Origin of the sequence: Streptococcus mitis (assembly GCF_026782865.1) — a bacterium.
Classification (GTDB): Bacteria; Bacillota; Bacilli; order Lactobacillales; family Streptococcaceae; genus Streptococcus; species Streptococcus mitis_CG.
The window spans coordinates 48700-64918 of the sequence record NZ_JAKUXK010000003.1 but is presented as its reverse complement, the minus strand read 5'-3'; the positions used below and the strand labels follow the sequence as shown (position 1 = coordinate 64918).

General features: G+C 40.4%; 12 protein-coding genes and 1 riboswitch. All 12 genes read right to left on the bottom strand.

Annotated features, from left to right (window positions below; all coding sequences use genetic code 11):
- Positions 1-11 precede the first annotated feature (11 nt).
- On the bottom strand, positions 12-740 hold the full coding sequence (locus tag MK482_RS00935) for an ABC transporter ATP-binding protein (RefSeq protein WP_268717745.1): 729 nt from the start codon (positions 738-740) through the stop codon (positions 12-14).
- Entirely contained in the window at positions 740-1747 is a 1008-nt protein-coding gene (locus MK482_RS00930) for an ABC transporter substrate-binding protein (protein ID WP_268717744.1), read from the bottom strand. The genes MK482_RS00935 and MK482_RS00930 overlap by 1 nt, the downstream gene beginning before the upstream one ends.
- A 38-nt stretch (positions 1748-1785) precedes the next feature.
- Positions 1786-2544 carry an ABC transporter permease gene (locus MK482_RS00925; protein WP_268717743.1) on the bottom strand — a complete coding sequence of 253 codons (759 nt, stop codon included), beginning with the start codon at positions 2542-2544 and terminating at the stop codon, positions 1786-1788.
- Positions 2507-2797, bottom strand: coding sequence for a thiamine-binding protein (locus tag MK482_RS00920; protein ID WP_000647655.1), 291 nt, complete (start codon positions 2795-2797; stop codon positions 2507-2509). The genes MK482_RS00925 and MK482_RS00920 overlap by 38 nt, the downstream gene beginning before the upstream one ends.
- A 68-nt stretch (positions 2798-2865) precedes the next feature.
- Positions 2866-2968, bottom strand: a riboswitch (TPP riboswitch).
- Positions 2969-3069: 101 nt separating this feature from the next.
- Positions 3070-5703: a DNA polymerase I gene (polA, locus tag MK482_RS00915; RefSeq protein WP_268717742.1), complete on the bottom strand. Its 2634-nt coding sequence runs from the start codon at positions 5701-5703 to the stop codon at positions 3070-3072.
- Between the two features lie 119 nt (positions 5704-5822).
- Positions 5823-9017, bottom strand: coding sequence for an SIALI-17 repeat-containing surface protein (locus MK482_RS00910; protein ID WP_268717741.1), 3195 nt, complete (start codon positions 9015-9017; stop codon positions 5823-5825).
- A gap of 304 nt (positions 9018-9321) precedes the next feature.
- Positions 9322-10677, bottom strand: a complete 1356-nt coding sequence (gene cbpD / locus MK482_RS00905) for a choline binding-anchored murein hydrolase CbpD (RefSeq protein ID WP_268717740.1) — start codon at positions 10675-10677, stop codon at positions 9322-9324.
- An 88-nt stretch (positions 10678-10765) separates the two neighbouring features.
- Entirely contained in the window at positions 10766-11032 is a 267-nt protein-coding gene (locus MK482_RS00900) for a Veg family protein (RefSeq protein WP_001278169.1), read from the bottom strand.
- 1 nt (position 11033) lies between these two features.
- Positions 11034-12386: a replicative DNA helicase gene (dnaB, locus tag MK482_RS00895; RefSeq protein WP_004263550.1), complete on the bottom strand. Its 1353-nt coding sequence runs from the start codon at positions 12384-12386 to the stop codon at positions 11034-11036.
- Positions 12387-12429: 43 nt separating this feature from the next.
- A complete protein-coding gene (gene rplI / locus MK482_RS00890; protein ID WP_000864214.1) occupies positions 12430-12882 on the bottom strand; it encodes a 50S ribosomal protein L9 in 453 nt (150 codons plus the stop codon).
- Positions 12879-14852 (bottom strand): DHH family phosphoesterase, encoded by a 1974-nt coding sequence (locus MK482_RS00885; protein ID WP_268717739.1) that lies wholly within the window; start codon positions 14850-14852, stop codon positions 12879-12881. The genes rplI and MK482_RS00885 overlap by 4 nt, the downstream gene beginning before the upstream one ends.
- 162 nt (positions 14853-15014) lie before the next feature.
- Complete coding sequence (locus MK482_RS00880) at positions 15015-16193, bottom strand: acetyl-CoA C-acetyltransferase (RefSeq protein ID WP_268717738.1); 1179 nt, start codon at positions 16191-16193, stop codon at positions 15015-15017.
- Between the last annotated feature and the right edge of the window lie 26 nt (positions 16194-16219).

Below are 16219 nucleotides of genomic sequence, written 5' to 3'. Positions count from 1 at the left end.
TCCCTATTTTTCTACTTATCTAAGCCTAATTCTGCCAAGATTTGACGTTTATAGGCAATCTTTTGGACTTCCTTATCCTCACCTTCAGACCAATCTAGTTTAATTTCTGAAACAATCTGCCCAGGGCGATTTTTCAAGATATAGATGCGGTTGCTGAGACTGAGGGCCTCCTCGATACTATGCGTGATGATCAAGGTTGTTAGCTGCAACTGCTTGTGAATCTCAAGGTACCAAGCGTGTAGTTCCATCTTGGTCATCTCATCCAAGGCGCTAAAGGCTTCATCTAAGAGAAAGAGTTTGTGACCGAAAAGATAGGTACGAAGCAAGGCCACACGCTGACGCATCCCCCCACTGAGTTCATGAGGGTATTTATCTCTTACAGCTGTCAACTGGAAGGTCGCAAGAATGTCATCTGCGCGAGCAATAGCTTCTGCCTTATCCACCTTTTGAATCAAGAGGGGCAGAATGATATTACCAAGCACCGTCTTGTGTTCCAAGAGCAGATCCTTTTGCAACATATAACTCACGCGCCCCTTGGGATTTTCTTCACCATCAAGGACAATTCTCCCTGACTGAACTTCTAAAATCCCCGCAATTAAGTTGAAAAGCGTAGTCTTACCAACACCACTTGGGCCTAAGATAGAAACCACTTCTCCTGAAGTCACCTGCAAGTTAATGTCCTCTAAAATCCTCTCATGACCATAGGCATAACTGACGTGTTCTAGTCTAATTTCTGTCATTATTTTACAAATTCATTAGTGAAGCCTTTGTCTGTCAAGTCTTCTTTAAGGATACCATTTTCTTTGTCCCATTTGTAGAAGGCGTTCCAGCGAGCTGCATCAAATTGACCCCATTTTTCCTTGTCGCTTGCGTATTCTTTTGACAAGTATTTTTGAGATTCGATGACAAAGTCACGTTTTTCCTGGAGTTCAGGTGCATTCTTGATGAGAATATCTGCCGCTTCCTCTGGATGCTCCATAGCATATTGGTAACCTTTTTTGATAGCTTGGATGACTTTGCGAGCTTCTTCTTTGTTATCTTTCAAATAGTCGTTGTTTGCGATGATAACTGGTGAATAGTAGTCAAACTCCTTTACATAGTCTTTCAAATACATGAAGTTAGCCTCTACGCCTTGAGATTTTGCAAGGATACCATCCCATCCATAGTAGATCCAAGCAGTGTCAAATACTCCATTAGCAATTGGTGTGATAGAGTTTGAATCGTTGTTTGGTACTTTTTCTACCTTCTCAAAGTCCCCACCTTGTGACTCTACCAAGGTTTTCAACATAGCAAGTTCAGTTGGGTCATTCCAAGTTCCGTATTTCTTACCAACCAAGTCTTTTGGACTAGCTACATTGTCAGATTTACGAGAGATAATTCCTGAGGTATTGTGTTCTACGATAGCGGCAACGGCAGTAATTCCTGCACCTTTTTCCAATTTCTTAGCCATGTAGTCTTGGAAATACACTGCAAATGGTGCCTTTCCGTTAATAACCAAGTCAGAAGAACTTTCTTCTGGTGGCAATTTCAAATCAACATCCACTCCAGCTTCTTTGAAATAGCCTTTTTCTTTAGCAACATAAAGCCCTGTGTGGTTGGTATTTGGCGTCCAGTCTAGGATAAAATCAATCTTCTTAAGCTCTACTTCCTTATTATCCTTAGAAGCAGTTCCTTGGCCACAGGCCACAAGCACAACAGCTACAAGAGCTGTTAAAACAGTTAAAAACACTTTCCATGTTTTCTTCATTTCAATTTCCTCTTTTCTTTTTCAGAGACATTCTAATTCTACGAACGTTTCCATTTAATAACATATTTCTCGCTGATATCGACCAACTTCATACCCAGAAGACTGATAATCGATACCAGAATAATAATAGCAAACATGGTATCATACTGAAACAGTTTCTTGGACTGAATCATGTAGACACCTAGTCCTTCAAAACCTCCCAACCACTCAGATACCACTGTTGTGATAAAGGCGTAGGAGACACTGACCCTCAGACCTGCATAAAAGTAAGGCAGGCTGACTGGAATTTTAAAATGCCACAGGATTTGCCAAGGCTTGGCCCGCATCAGACTAAACAAGGTCAGCATATCCTTGTCACAATGCCTAAAACCGTCCAAAATACTTACGATGATAGGAAAAGTTGTCGTCAAGATAATCAAAACAATCTTGGGTAAAATCCCATAACCGAGCCACAAGACCAGGATAGGAGCTATGGCAATAGTCGGAATGGTCTGAACAACCACCATCATAGGGTAAATCAGGTCATTGAGCCAAGTCAACCTATCCATGAGCACAGCCATGAGACAGGCAATCAAGACTCCCAAAATTAGACCCAATAAAGCCACTCTCAAGGTCGCCCAGCTATGGTGCCAGAGAAATTCTCTATCACGAACAAAGGACAGGAGAATTTCAAGAGGTGTCGGCAGGATAAACTTGGGGAGAAGTTTAAGAAAACCTGCTAACTGCCAGATTGATAAAACCCCTAGAAAGCCCAATAGACTAATGTGTCGTCTCAGTATACTTTTCAAGTTTCTCATCAATACTTAAAATCTCTCCTACATTTATTTTGACATTGGCAAAGACATTATCTGCCTCCTGCCCTGCCACTTCTAGCGCTTCTTTGAGAATGCGCATAAGCTCATCAAACTCCCCTTCCAAGACCGTTTCAAATGGTGTCACCACCATAGTCACCTCTTGAGCTTGCAGATAAGCAATGACTTGATCGATAACAGCAATCCGATCAATCCCCTGTGATAGGGGTAAAATTTGCAAGGCGATGCTTGCTTTCATAACAACCTCCTCTTCTCGTTTTCCTTTGACAAAAAGAAAAACCTTTACCATATATGGAAAAGGTGCAGAATAGACTAAGTATCGTTCCCTACGCTGGCATTACCCAGATCAGGTGCGGTCGAAGTTTAACACTTCCTCTCAGACTGTACACAGACTCCCATATATTATATGGACATATGATAGCGCAAAACAAAAAAAATGTCAAGGAAACTGCTTACAGAAAAACATGAAAAAGAGTTTGAAAACAAATGCTTCAAACTCTACATAACTTTTTATTTAGCCTCGTACCAGGTTGTCCCTTCATTTTCATCTGCGATGAGGGGAACACTGAGTTGAATGGCTTCTTCCATGGTTTGTTTGACCAATTTTTTCATCTCTGCCAATTCAGATTTAGGAACTTCAAGGACGATTTCATCGTGCACTTGTAACAGCATCTTGGTCTGATAACCACCTGCAACCAAGGCTTTATCCAGCTGAATCATAGCAATCTTGAGAATATCTGCCGCCGATCCCTGAATAGGAGAGTTGATAGCAGTCCTCTCTGCAAAACCACGAATATTGAAGTTGCGCGAATTGATATCTGGCAACTCACGACGACGTTTAAAGAGGGTCTCCACATAGCCCTTATCACGCGCCTCACGCACCACTTCATCCATGTAGTTTTTAATACCTGGGAAGCGTTCAAAGTAGGTATCAATGTAGGCTTTGGCTTCCTTACGACTAATACCCAGATTATTAGACAAGCCAAAGTCTGAAATTCCATAAACCACCCCAAAGTTAACAGCCTTGGCATTGCGACGGTCGTTTGCAGTCACATCCTCAGGACGCTCAATACCAAAGACCCGCATAGCTGTCGAAGTATGGATGTCCGCTCCCTCTTGGAAAGCCTTAATTAAGTGCTCGTCTTTAGAGATATGTGCCAAAACGCGCAATTCAATCTGTGAATAGTCGGAGCTGAGCAGCACACTATCCTCCCACTCAGGTACAAAAGCCTTCCGAATGAGGCGACCTTGCTCCAAACGCACAGGGATATTTTGCAAGTTTGGATCCACACTAGACAAACGCCCAGTCTGAGTCAAATCCTGCACATAGCGAGTATGAATCTTGCCATCAGCCAAAATCCAGTCCTGCAAGCCAATCACATAAGTCGATTGAATCTTAGCAATTTGACGGTAATCCAGGATTTTCTTAACAATCGGCGCAATAGGAGCCAGGCGCTCCAAGACATCCACCGCTGTCGAATAACCTGTCTTGGTTTTCTTAGTGTATTCTAGAGGAAGTCCCAATTTTTCAAAGAGAAGCACGCCCAACTGCTTAGGCGAGTTGATATTAAACTCCTCACCAGCCAGTTCGTAAATCTCCTGAGTCAGTTTTTCAATGACAAGCTCATTTTCAGCCTGCATCTCAAGTAAGGTCTCTTTCTTGACCGTAATCCCAGCAATTTCCATCTTGGCAAGGACAAAAGCTAGAGGTTGTTCCATATCATAAAGAAGCTCTAATTGCCCATTTTCGCTGAGTTTTTCAAGCAAAATAGGTTCTGTTTCGACCAAAACGGCAAGTTTACGTGCCAAATGTTCTAAGAATTTCTCGCGTTCAGGAATGGCCTTCTTGACTCCCTTACCATAGAAAGTCTCATCATCAACCAAATAAGTCTGACCATAAAGACTAGCGATGGTCGCAATTTCATTGTCCTCCACAGTCGAAAGGAGGTATTTAGCCAAACGGCTGTCAAAAGCAGGTGCCTGCAAATCCACACCCAAACGATGCAAGAAAACTTTAGCCTTCTTGAAGTCATAAACTCTCAGAGGTGTTTTTTCTAAAAAGTCCTTGAAAATCGGCTCTTGCAAAAGTTCAAGTTTGTCTGTGGCATAGAGCTTATCCCCACAAGACCAAGCAAAACCAACCAAATCATCCGTATGGTAATTCTCACCAAAAAGCTCAAAATGGAAGATAGACTCTTCACTCAGCATATCTTGACTGATTTGGTCAACGATAGTAAAGTTCAAACTTTCAGCCACATCGGCTGACGACACATTTAAAGCCTGTTTGAGCTGTTTGAAGCCCATCTCATCGTAGAATTTTCCAAGATTTTCCACATCTGGACCACTATAGACCAAATCCTTCAAACCAATCTCAATCGGTGCCTTGGTATCAATGGTCGCTAGTGTTTTAGACAAAAAGGCCTGTTCCTTATCATTGATGAGATTTTCCTTCATCTTAGAAGCCTTCATCCCATTGATATTCTCATAAATCCCCTCGAGTGAGCCATGCTCCAGCAAGAGCTTGATACCTGTCTTTTCACCAATTTTGGTTACTCCAGGGATATTATCCGACTTATCACCCATGAGCGCCTTGAGATCGATAAACTGCGTCGGTGTAATGCCCATCTTTTCCATGAGATAGTCTGGTGTAAAGGCCTCAAACTCAGCCACACCTTTCTTGGAAATCTCAACCACTGTATGCTCATCCGTCAGCTGAATCAAATCCTTGTCTCCACTGACAATGGTAATATCAAAACCATCCTGCTCTGCTAGCTTATCCAGTGTCCCAATGATGTCATCCGCCTCATACTGAGCTAACTCATAGTGACGAATCCCCATATGATCCAGCAACTCACGAATGAAAGGAAATTGCTCACGAAACTCATCAGGAGTCTTAGCTCGACCACCCTTATAGTCCGCATACATCTCTGTCCGGAAGGTCGTCTTTCCCGCATCAAAAGCCACCAAGATATGACTCGGTTCAACTCGTTCCAACAAATGGCTCAACATCAACTGGAAGCCATAAATCGCATTGGTATGCAAGCCAGCCGCATTCTTAAAACGGTCCAACTGCTGATAAAGCGCAAAAAACGCCCGAAAAGCAACAGAAGACCCATCAATCAATAATAATTTTTTCTTATCCATACACCTATTATAAAGGAAAGCACCAAAAAATACCATTGGGAAGAGTTCCCTGAGAGAAACTAAGATAATAGTAAAAAGAGAAGGAAGTTATTCCCTCTCTTTCAATCTACTAAAATAAATTAGTTCTTACGTTTCACAAATGGAATAGCACCAAGGAACAATCCAAGGAATCCTAATGATGCAACTGCAACATTATCTTTACCACCAGTATTTGGAAGTTCTTTTTTATCTTCTGCTTTTGCTGCTGGTGCTTGATAAGTATTATCCTTGTTAGTACCTGCTGTTGTAAGAGTATATTCTGGGACTTCGTTAATTGCTGGGGCGCCGGTTTCTGCATACGCTGGAACTTCAGTAATTGCTGGGGCACCTGTCTCTGCATACGCTGGAACTTCGTTAATTGCTGGGGCGCCTGTCTCTGCATACGCTGGGACTTCAGTAATTGCTGGGGCACCTGTTTCTGCATACGCTGGGACTTCAGTAACTGATGGTCCTCCTGTTTCTGCATACGCTGGAACTTCAGTAATCGCTGGGGCGCCTGTCTCTGCATACGCTGGGACTTCAGTAATTGCTGGGGCGCCGGTTTCTCCGTATGCAGGAACATTATTCACTGTAGCGTCTTCACCATTTGTAGATAAAGGCCCTGTATATTCTGGAACTTCGTTAACAGCTGCTAAGACAAAATTAGCACCACCTTTATATTCTGGAACTTCATTAACAGCTGCTTCTAAACTATTAACTCCACTGTTGAATTCTGGAGCTACCTCAGCTACAGGAGATAATAATGCTTCTCCGTTTTCATTCACAGGTGTATTGGTTGCAAGAGTTCCAGTGAATTCTGGAGCTACCGCAGCTACAGGAGGCAATAATGCTTCTCCATTTTCATTCACAGGTGTATTGGTTGCAAGAGTTCCAGTGAATTCAGGGGCTACCTCAGCTACAGGAGCATCAGCCGCATTAACTCCTCCACTATATTCAGGAGCATCAGCTACAGTAGGAGGTGTTGCATCATTTACCCCACCATTGAAATCAGAGCCATTATCCCCAGCAGGAGAGTCACTAGGATTCACACCACCGTTGAATTCAGGAGAGTTAGGAGCACTTGGAACTTGGTCAGGTTGTTTAGCATCATCAGAAGGTGCATCACTAGGACTTACACCACCACTAAAGTCTTTCGATTCTTCACCCTTAGGAACTTCTTTTAAGTTTTCGATGTAACCTAAAGTTGCGTTGTAATTCTCAGTTAGTTTGGCAATTGCATCGTCATCCTCTTGAACTGCTTCGTTCACTTCGTCGAAATTGGCCTTAGCTTCATCAGCTGCTGCTTTAGCAGAAGCAACTGAAACTTCTAGTTTAGTTACAGCATCTTGCAATCCATCTTGGATAGCTTGATCCGCATTGTATTTCTTAGCAGTTTCAAGAGCAGTTTTAGCTTTTTCTAAAGTTTCTTTTTGTTTCTCTAATGTAGCATTTTTCTCTTCTACTACCTTAGCTTTTTCAGCAGCGTCAGCCTTATCTTCCTCAGCTTCTTTAGTTAATTTTTCAATTTTTTCAGCTAAATCATCAGCAATGTCTGTAAGTTTTTTGACAATTGGTTTAGAAGCTTCTTTTTTAGCAGCTTCTTCAATTTTTTTAGTTTCGTCAGCAGTTAATTCTTTAGTTTTATAAGCTTCAGGAGCTTTATCTTTTGTGTTGGCATCGTTGAGGAATTCATCTATAGCTTGAGTAGCTGTAAGAACTCCATCTTCAATCGCTTTTAATAAAGCTTCTTTACCGATTTCAGCTTTTGCTTCTTCGATAGCTTTCGCTTTATCTTCTGGCTTGATGCTAGCATCCTTGTTGACTTTATCTTCAGCTTTTTTTTCAAGTTGCTCTAAAGCACCTTTCAAAGCTTCTAAGTTATCTGCTTCTTCTTTTTTAGCGTCTTCTTCTTTTTTAACTTCTTCTTCAACTTTAGCTTTTGCTTTAGCTGCTGCTTCTTTAGCCTTAGCTAATTCAGCTTCTGCATCAGCTTTAGCTTTGTCTGCTTCTGCTTTTGCAGTCTCAGCAGCAGTTACATCAACAGCTTCTTTTTTAGCTTTAGCTGTAGCTTCTTCTACTTTTTTAGCTTCTTCAGCAACTTTCTTCTCTAATTCAGCAACTTTAGCATCAGCCTCTGCTTTAGCTTTAGCAGCTTTTTCAGCTTCGGTTGGTTCAGCTTCTTCCTCTGGAGTTTCTTCAGCTGGTTTAGCTGGTTCTGCAGCTTCTTTTGCTTCTGCTTTTTTTACTTCTTCAAGAAGATTATCACGTTTTTCAGTTAAATCTTGAATTTCAGCTGTAGCATCTTGAACTTTTTCATCAGCTTCGTCAAATTCAGATTTGGCAGTATCGCGTTCTTTTTCAATCGCAGTTACAGCTTTTTCTAGTGGTGCTGTGATATCTTCAGCAAATCCGTTTTCTTTAGCGGATTTAAGAGCTTCTTTTGCTTCTTTTAAAGTATCTTCCTGTTTTTTTAGTGTTTCAGCTTTCTTTTCAGCATCAGCTTTTAATTGCTCAGCATCATCCGTTAAGTTTTCAATTGTTTCAGTTAAATCATCAGCTTTGTCTTGCAATTTTTCTGATTCAGGACGAGCAGCATCCGCTGCTTCACCTTCTTCAATTCCCGCTTGCACCTCTTCAGGAAGCTTGTTCTTAGATACAGGAGTTTCTGTTTTAATTGTTGGATTAGTATCTTGTGCTTTTTCAGCATCATCTGCTAACTCAGCAAGAATATCAGAAGCATTTAATTCACCAGACTCAACAGCCTTTAATAATTCTTCTTTTGCTTTTTTGTCAAGCAATTCGTTATCAGGAATTTGTTTCAAAGCTTCAGTTAAAGCTTCTTTAGCTTCTGCTTCTTCTTTTGCAGCGGCTTCTTCTTTTGCGGCTTCTTCTTTTGCTTTAGAGTCAGCTTTAGCAGCTTCTTCTTTTGCTTTAATTAATTCATCGTCAGCCGTTTTCTTAGCTTCTTCAGCTTTAGTTTTTGCAGCATCAGCCTCAGCAGCTTCTTTTTTCTCTGTTTCAAGTTTAGTAGCTGCATCAGTTGCTGTAGTAGTTGTTCTATCTACTTTAGATTGAGCTTCATCAACTTTAGCGTTAGCTTCTTTTTCAGCTTCCTTAGCTTTTTCAACCTCAGTTTTTGGTGTTTCAGCCGCAGGTGTAGGCTTAGTTTCTCCAGTAGGTTGAGCAGCTGTAGGTTTGTCATCAGCTTTCACAACTGACGGTTGAGATGCAACAAATGTAGCACCTAAAACAGCCACACTAGCCAAACTGGTTAAAATCATTTTCTTTTTGTTCATCTTGTGTACCTCTTTTTGAGAATCATATTTATGTACATTATAAACCTTTTTTTGAGTGAAATCAAGAAATATGTTATATTATATATACTTTATTATTAATATAATATATTTCAAGGCTATAAAAAACTTCAAGAAAGTAACGCATGTTTTACTAGCTTTCTTTTTTCTTTCTTTTCATCACTTTCATTTTCTATAGTAAATTATAGTTTCGAATCCAATTCAGATATCTTAACTCTTCATAAAAACTCTAGTTTAAACAAAAAAACAGGAGATTTCTCTCCTGTTCAGATTCAATTACTTAAAATTAAACCCACTCACCGTTATGATTTACAGTATAACCGTCCACTATAGTATTAACAGCTAGCTCACCTGAAGAGTAAGAATAATACCACTTACCAGAGACTTGATACCAGCCCGTTTTCATTGCCCCTGAATCATCTAGATAATACCAAAATCCTTTCTCTTGTAACCAGCCTGTCTGCATTTCGCCTGACGATTTCAAATAATACCAGTTAGAACCATCTTTTAGCCATCCCGTTGATTTAGAACCATTGGATTTAAAATGATACCAACTACCATTCACTTTCTTCCAATTTATAGCCAAACTACTATCCGTATTGTTGTTAGAGGTATTTCCTGGTTGGTGAACATCCGAGTGCGAAACTTCTTCCAACTGAACATAGCGACGACTTCCATTATAAGCAGTATAACTCAACCATTTGTATCCATCTTTTTCGAGAATCTGATCATAATGAACGTTCTCTCCAGAGTAATAATAATCAATTGTAGTTGCGCTAGCTAGGGGCTGAGTCTTGATAGCAGATTTAGCCTTAAAAAAATGTGTTCCTCCTGTGGAAGAGATACGAGAATCATTTAGAACGTGAGAATCAAGAGGATTTGTATTCACAGCCTCCAATTGTACATAACGACGGCTTCCATTATAAGCCGTATAACTCAACCACTTGTATCCGTCTTTTTCAAGAACTTGATCATAATGAACATTATCGCCAGCATAATAGTAATTAATCGTAGTAGCGCTAGCTAGAGGCTGATTTTTGATAGCAGCCTTAGCCTTGAAAGAATGTGTTCCTCCTGTGGAAACTGAAGTTTGACTATTCCCTGCACTGCCTCCAGCTAAATCTTTAAAATGAATAAAGCCAGTCATGGTATTGGCCTTCACGATGCGCTTATTATAAGATTCCCTTATCCCATAGTTGTATTCTTCAATCTCAATCTGATCTCCCATTACATTTGACACCCAAGCAACATGACCATAAGTCCCTGCAGTAGACCAAGCAATGGAGCCAATAGCTGGTGTATTATCTACACGATACCCTTCACGACGAGCACGATGACCCCATTCATTCGCATTTCCATAAGCTGCCGGAATCTCAAAACCATTTACACCACTTAATCGAAAGGCTGCAAAAGAAGTACACTGACGAGAATACATGCGCCACTTATCAATTTCCTGACTGCCATTTTTATAATAAGCAGGATAATCATCCCCACGCGCAATCGATCCATTTCCTCCGGAATAGGCATATGCACTATTACCCGCTGCTAGCATCAATCCTACTACTAAAAAGGGAACAACTTTTTTAGCTGATTTTCTAAAAGAAAATCCTGTCTCTGTTACTTTGAATGGTAAAACTTTCATTCTTCCTCCTTGAAAAATAATATAAATCGAAGATTGCCTTCACTTAAATTATTCGGAGAAAAAAGAAAAAGTGAGAAAATTTCTCACTTTAGTCAAGATAATGAATCAAATTCTTTTCTGTAAGGATATCTGAGTAAGTAAAGGATTCAACGTAAACATTAGCTTGTTTATCTCCTTCAACGTTTCCAAATTCAACGATAAATAGGGATGGATAAACCTCAATTAGCTTACCCAATCTATTTTTTTGGCGCTTACGACCATTCTCCAAAGTCATTTCTACGACTTGTCCCTCATGTGCCTTGATTTCTTCTTTGATTTTTTTCATCTTGGCTACATCTGTAAATGCATCTGACATCTTATGCCTCCCTCTTTGAGATACTTGAAAATTTATTGTATTCTTTTTGGAAAATTAATTCCACCGTTCCACGAGCTCCACTACGGTTTTTCTCGATAATAACTTCTACCTTATTATTTGGTATGCCTTCCTCTTCTTCACCACCACGCTCATAGTAATCGTCGCGATAAAGAAAGGCTACGATATCAGCGTCCTGCTCAATAGACCCAGATTCACGAATATCAGACAAGACCGGTCTCTTATCCTGACGTTGTTCTACACCACGAGAAAGCTGACTTAGAGCGATTACTGGAACTTTCAGTTCCTTGGCTAGGATTTTCAACTGACGTGAAATTTCTGAAACCTCTTGTTGACGATTTTCTCGACCAGTTCCCGTGATAAGCTGCAAATAGTCTATCAAAATCAAACCAAGATTTCCAGTTTCTTGAGCCAGTTTACGAGAGCGAGAACGAATCTCTGTAATCCGAATCCCTGGCGTATCATCGATATAGATACTTGCATTAGCTAGATTCCCTTGAGCAATGGTATATTTTTGCCACTCCTCATCAGTCAATTGACCCGTACGGATAGAATGCGATTCTACCAAACCTTCTGCCGCCAACATACGATCCACTAGACTTTCCGCACCCATTTCCAGTGAAAAAATAGCAACTGTTTTGTCCAACTTAGTCCCAATATTCTGAGCAATATTCAAGGCAAAGGCTGTCTTACCGACCGCAGGACGAGCTGCCAAAATAATCAACTCCTCCTCATGCAAACCAGTCGTCATATGATCTAAATCACGATAACCTGTCGCAATACCTGTAATATCGGTCGTTTGTTGCGAGCGAGCTTCCAGATTTCCAAAGTTGATATTCAACACATCTCTAATGTTCTTAAATCCACTTCGATTAGCATTTTCGCTGACATCAATCAGGCCTTTTTCTGCCTGAGCAATGATTTCATCAGCTGGTTGCGAAGCCTCGTAAGCTTGATTGACAGACTCTGTCAACTTGGAGATTAATCGACGTAGCATGGCCTTCTCTGCAACAATCTTAGCATAATACTCTGCATTAGCAGAAGTTGGCACAGAATTGACAATCTCAACCAGGTAAGACAGACCACCAATATTCTGCAAATCACCTTGATTATCCAGAATAGTACGAACAGTTGTTGCATCTATAGCATCGCCACGGTCAGATAAATCAACCATAGCTTGGAAAATCAATCGATGGGCATACTTAAAAAAGTCCCGAGACTCAATATATTCTCGCACAAAAACAAGCTTACTCTCATCAATAAAGATAGCTCCTAAGACGGATTGTTCAGCTAAGATATCTTGAGGTTGTACTCGTAACTCTTCTACTTCTGCCATCAGACTTCCCTTCCTTTTACAATCTTGTCAAGAAAGTGTAAATTTACCCTTCTTTCACACGAAGATTGATCACACTTGTGATATCTTGATAGATTTTCACTGGCACATCAATCAAACCAACCGCCCGAATCGGAGCTTGCACTTGGATATGACGTTTATCAATCTTAATTCCAAATTGCTTTTGCAATTCTTCTGCAATCTTCTTATTCGTAATTGAACCAAAAGTACGGCCATCTGGACCAACTTTTTCAACAAATTCTACAACAGTTTCTTCTGCTTCAAGTTGGGCTTTAATTGCTTTCGCTTCTGCAATCATCTCAGCATGAGCTTTTTCTTCAGATTTTTGTTTACCACGAAGCTCACCTACCGCTTGAGCAGTTGCTTCTTTTGCTAAATTCTTTTTGATAAGAAAGTTTTGTGCATACCCTGTTGGTACTTCCTTAATTTCTCCTTTTTTACCTTTTCCTTTAACATCCGCTAAAAAGATTACTTTCATTCTTCTTTCTCCTTTTCCTTTATTTCATTTAATACAATTTCTGTCAGTTTTTCACCTGCTTCTGACAAGGTTAAATCCTTAATTTGAGCTGCTGCCAAATTAAAGTGGCCTCCACCTCCCAGCTCTTCCATAATCCGTTGTACATTCAATTTACTACGACTGCGAGCTGAGATAGAGATAAATCCTTGTGTATTCTTCGCAAGAACAAAACTCGCTTCAATACCTGACATAGCTAACATGGCATCTGCTGCCTTACTAATAACAACTGTGTCATAGCATTTCGAGCCCTTAGCCTCTGCTAGCAATACATCGAAACCTAATTTACGCCCCTGTAAAATAAGTTCGTTGACCTCACGATATTCTTCAAAATCTGTCGCAGCCATTTCCTGGATAGCAATGCTATCACTTCCACGCGTTCTGAGATAGCTAGCAACGTCAAATGTCCGACTAGTCACTCGTGAAGTGAAATTTTTAGTATCCAACATCATACCAGCCATCAAGACACTTGCTTGCATACGACTCAAACGATTTTTCTTAGAATTTTGGAACTGAATCAACTCCGTTACCAGCTCACTGGCACTACTTGCACCACTTTCGATATAAGTAATCACCGCATTATCTGGAAAATCCTGATCTCGTCTATGGTGGTCAATAACAATGGTTTGGGTAAATAAATCATAAAAATCTTTTGATAGAGTTAAAGCTGTCTTTGAATGGTCTACAAGAATCAACAAAGAACGATTAGTCACCATCCTCATTGCATCCTTAACAGACAACAACTTCGTAACTCCTTCTTTTTCTAAGAATGAAACAGCTCGTTCAATATCCGACGACATTTGTTCTTCATCATAAATAGCATAGCTATTTTCAGTCACATTGCTGGCAAATAACTGCATACCTACAGCAGAACCCAAAGCATCCATATCTAGATTTTTGTGACCAACTACAAAAACCTGATCTACACTTCGAATCTTATCTGAAATAGCTGTCATCATAGCGCGCGTACGGGTCCGTGTACGCTTGATTGAGGCAGCAGACCCACCACCAAAATAAACTGGATTTTTTGTTTCGTCGTTTTCCTTGACAACCACTTGGTCGCCACCACGCACTTCAGCCAAGTTCAAATTGAGCAAAGCAACTTTCCCTATTTCATCATGATTTCCATCACCATAAGAAAACCCCATACTTAATGTCAAAGGCAGCTGTCTCTGTTTCGCCTCTTCTCTGAAAGAATCGATAACCGAAAATTTATCATTCATCAATCCCTCAAGTACCGTGTAGTCCGTAAATAAATAGAAACGGTCCATACTCACTCGACGGGAGAACATGGCATGCTTCCCAGCAAATTCTGAAACAAAATTGGCTACAAAACTGTTAATATGACTGATATCAGACTCTGATGTTTCATCTTCTAAATCATCATAGTTGTCAACGGAAACAATCCCAATCACAGGTCGGCTCGTAACTAACTCAACAGTCGCTTCGTATTCTCCAGACACATCAAAGAAATAAAGAACTCCAGATGCCTTGTCCATATGAACCGAATAGCGGGTCTCACCCAAGGTGGCATAAGAACCTGGATTCCCCACAGAAGCCTTGATAATAGTCTGAATTAAGGCTATATCAACCTCTCCCTCTTCAGTTGTTAAAATTAGCTCTGCATACGGATTAAACCACTCTACCTCCCCACTAGATAAATCTAGTTTCAAAACACCAACCGGCATCTGATCCAATAAAGTATTCAAGCTGTTTTCCGCCTGATGATTCACATATTGAATTTGTTTAATTTCTCTATTTTCATACTTTTTTTTATTCCAGATGAATAAAATCAAATAAAGAAGCACAAATAAAAATAAAACACCAATTGTTACTATATTATTTTTTGAAAAAAGAATCATCATTGTCAGAATTCCGAAGGTTATAATTCCAAGTAGAATCACCGAAAACGGAGTCAATTTAATTTTTTTCATTCTAAACCTCTTGCGCATTATTATATCACAAATGCCCTTAAAAAGCGACTTTTAAAAGAGGTAAATAGCCTGTTAATTATAGATTTATGAGCAAATAGGAGGATACATAAATCATCCCCCTGATTTCCACTTAACCTAATTCTATATCTTTATCTATCTGTTTTAACGCTCTACGATAAGGGCTATCCCCATCCCTCCTCCGATACAGAGAGTTGCTAAACCAGTTTTAGCATCACGTTTCATCATCTCATGTACCAGAGTCACCAGGATTCGGCAACCTGAAGCCCCAATTGGATGACCAAGAGCAATCGCGCCACCATTGACATTGACAATATCTGTGCTAAAACCAAGTGTTTTCCCAACCGCACAAGCCTGAGCAGCAAAGGCTTCATTTGACTCAATTAAGTCAAGATCATCAACTGTCAAATTGCCTTTTTCAAGTGCCTTGCGAGTCGCATAAATCGGTCCACATCCCATAATCTTAGGATCCAAACCTGCACTTGCATACGAACGAATGCGAGCAATCACTGGGAGTCCTAAGTCTTCAGCTTTTTCAGCACTCATGATTAAGATAGCTGCTGCCCCGTCATTGATTCCTGAAGCATTTCCCGCTGTGACAGAGCCGTCTTTTTTGAAAACAGGACCTAGCTCAGACAGACTCTCCAAGCTAGCATCTTTTCTAGGAAATTCATCTGTATCAAAGACGATAGGATCGCCTTTACGTTGAGGAATGACCACTGGCACAATCTCTTCTTTAAAGCGTCCAGACTCTATAGCCGCTACTGCTCGTTTTTGTGATTCCAAAGCAAGAGCATCTTGAATATCTCGACTAATATCATATTCTTTGGCCACATTCTCAGCTGTAATCCCCATATGGTATTCGTTAAAGGCATCAGACAAACCGTCCTTAATCATGGTATCTACCACTTTCGAATCTCCCATACGGCCACCCCAGCGAAAGTTTGGCAAAACATATGGAGCTTGACTCATGTTTTCTGCACCACCAGCAACAATAATATCTGCATCGCCACACTGAATTGCTTGAGCAGCTAACTGAACTGCCTTCAAACCGGAACCACAAACCTTATTAATGGTAAAGGCTGGTGTAAATTCAGGAAGCCCAGCATGAATACTCATTTGGCGAGCCACATTTTGGCCTAAACCTGCGCCCAGAACATTCCCCATAATTACTTCATCTACCTGCTCTGGTTTAATATTCGCTTTTTCCAAAGCACTCTTAATTACTAAAGATCCCAAATCAACAGCAGAAACATTCTTTAAGCTCCCGCCAAAGGAACCTAGAGGAGTTCGCACTGCCGAAACAATAACTACGTCTTTCATGACTACCTCCATTTATACCTTGTGTA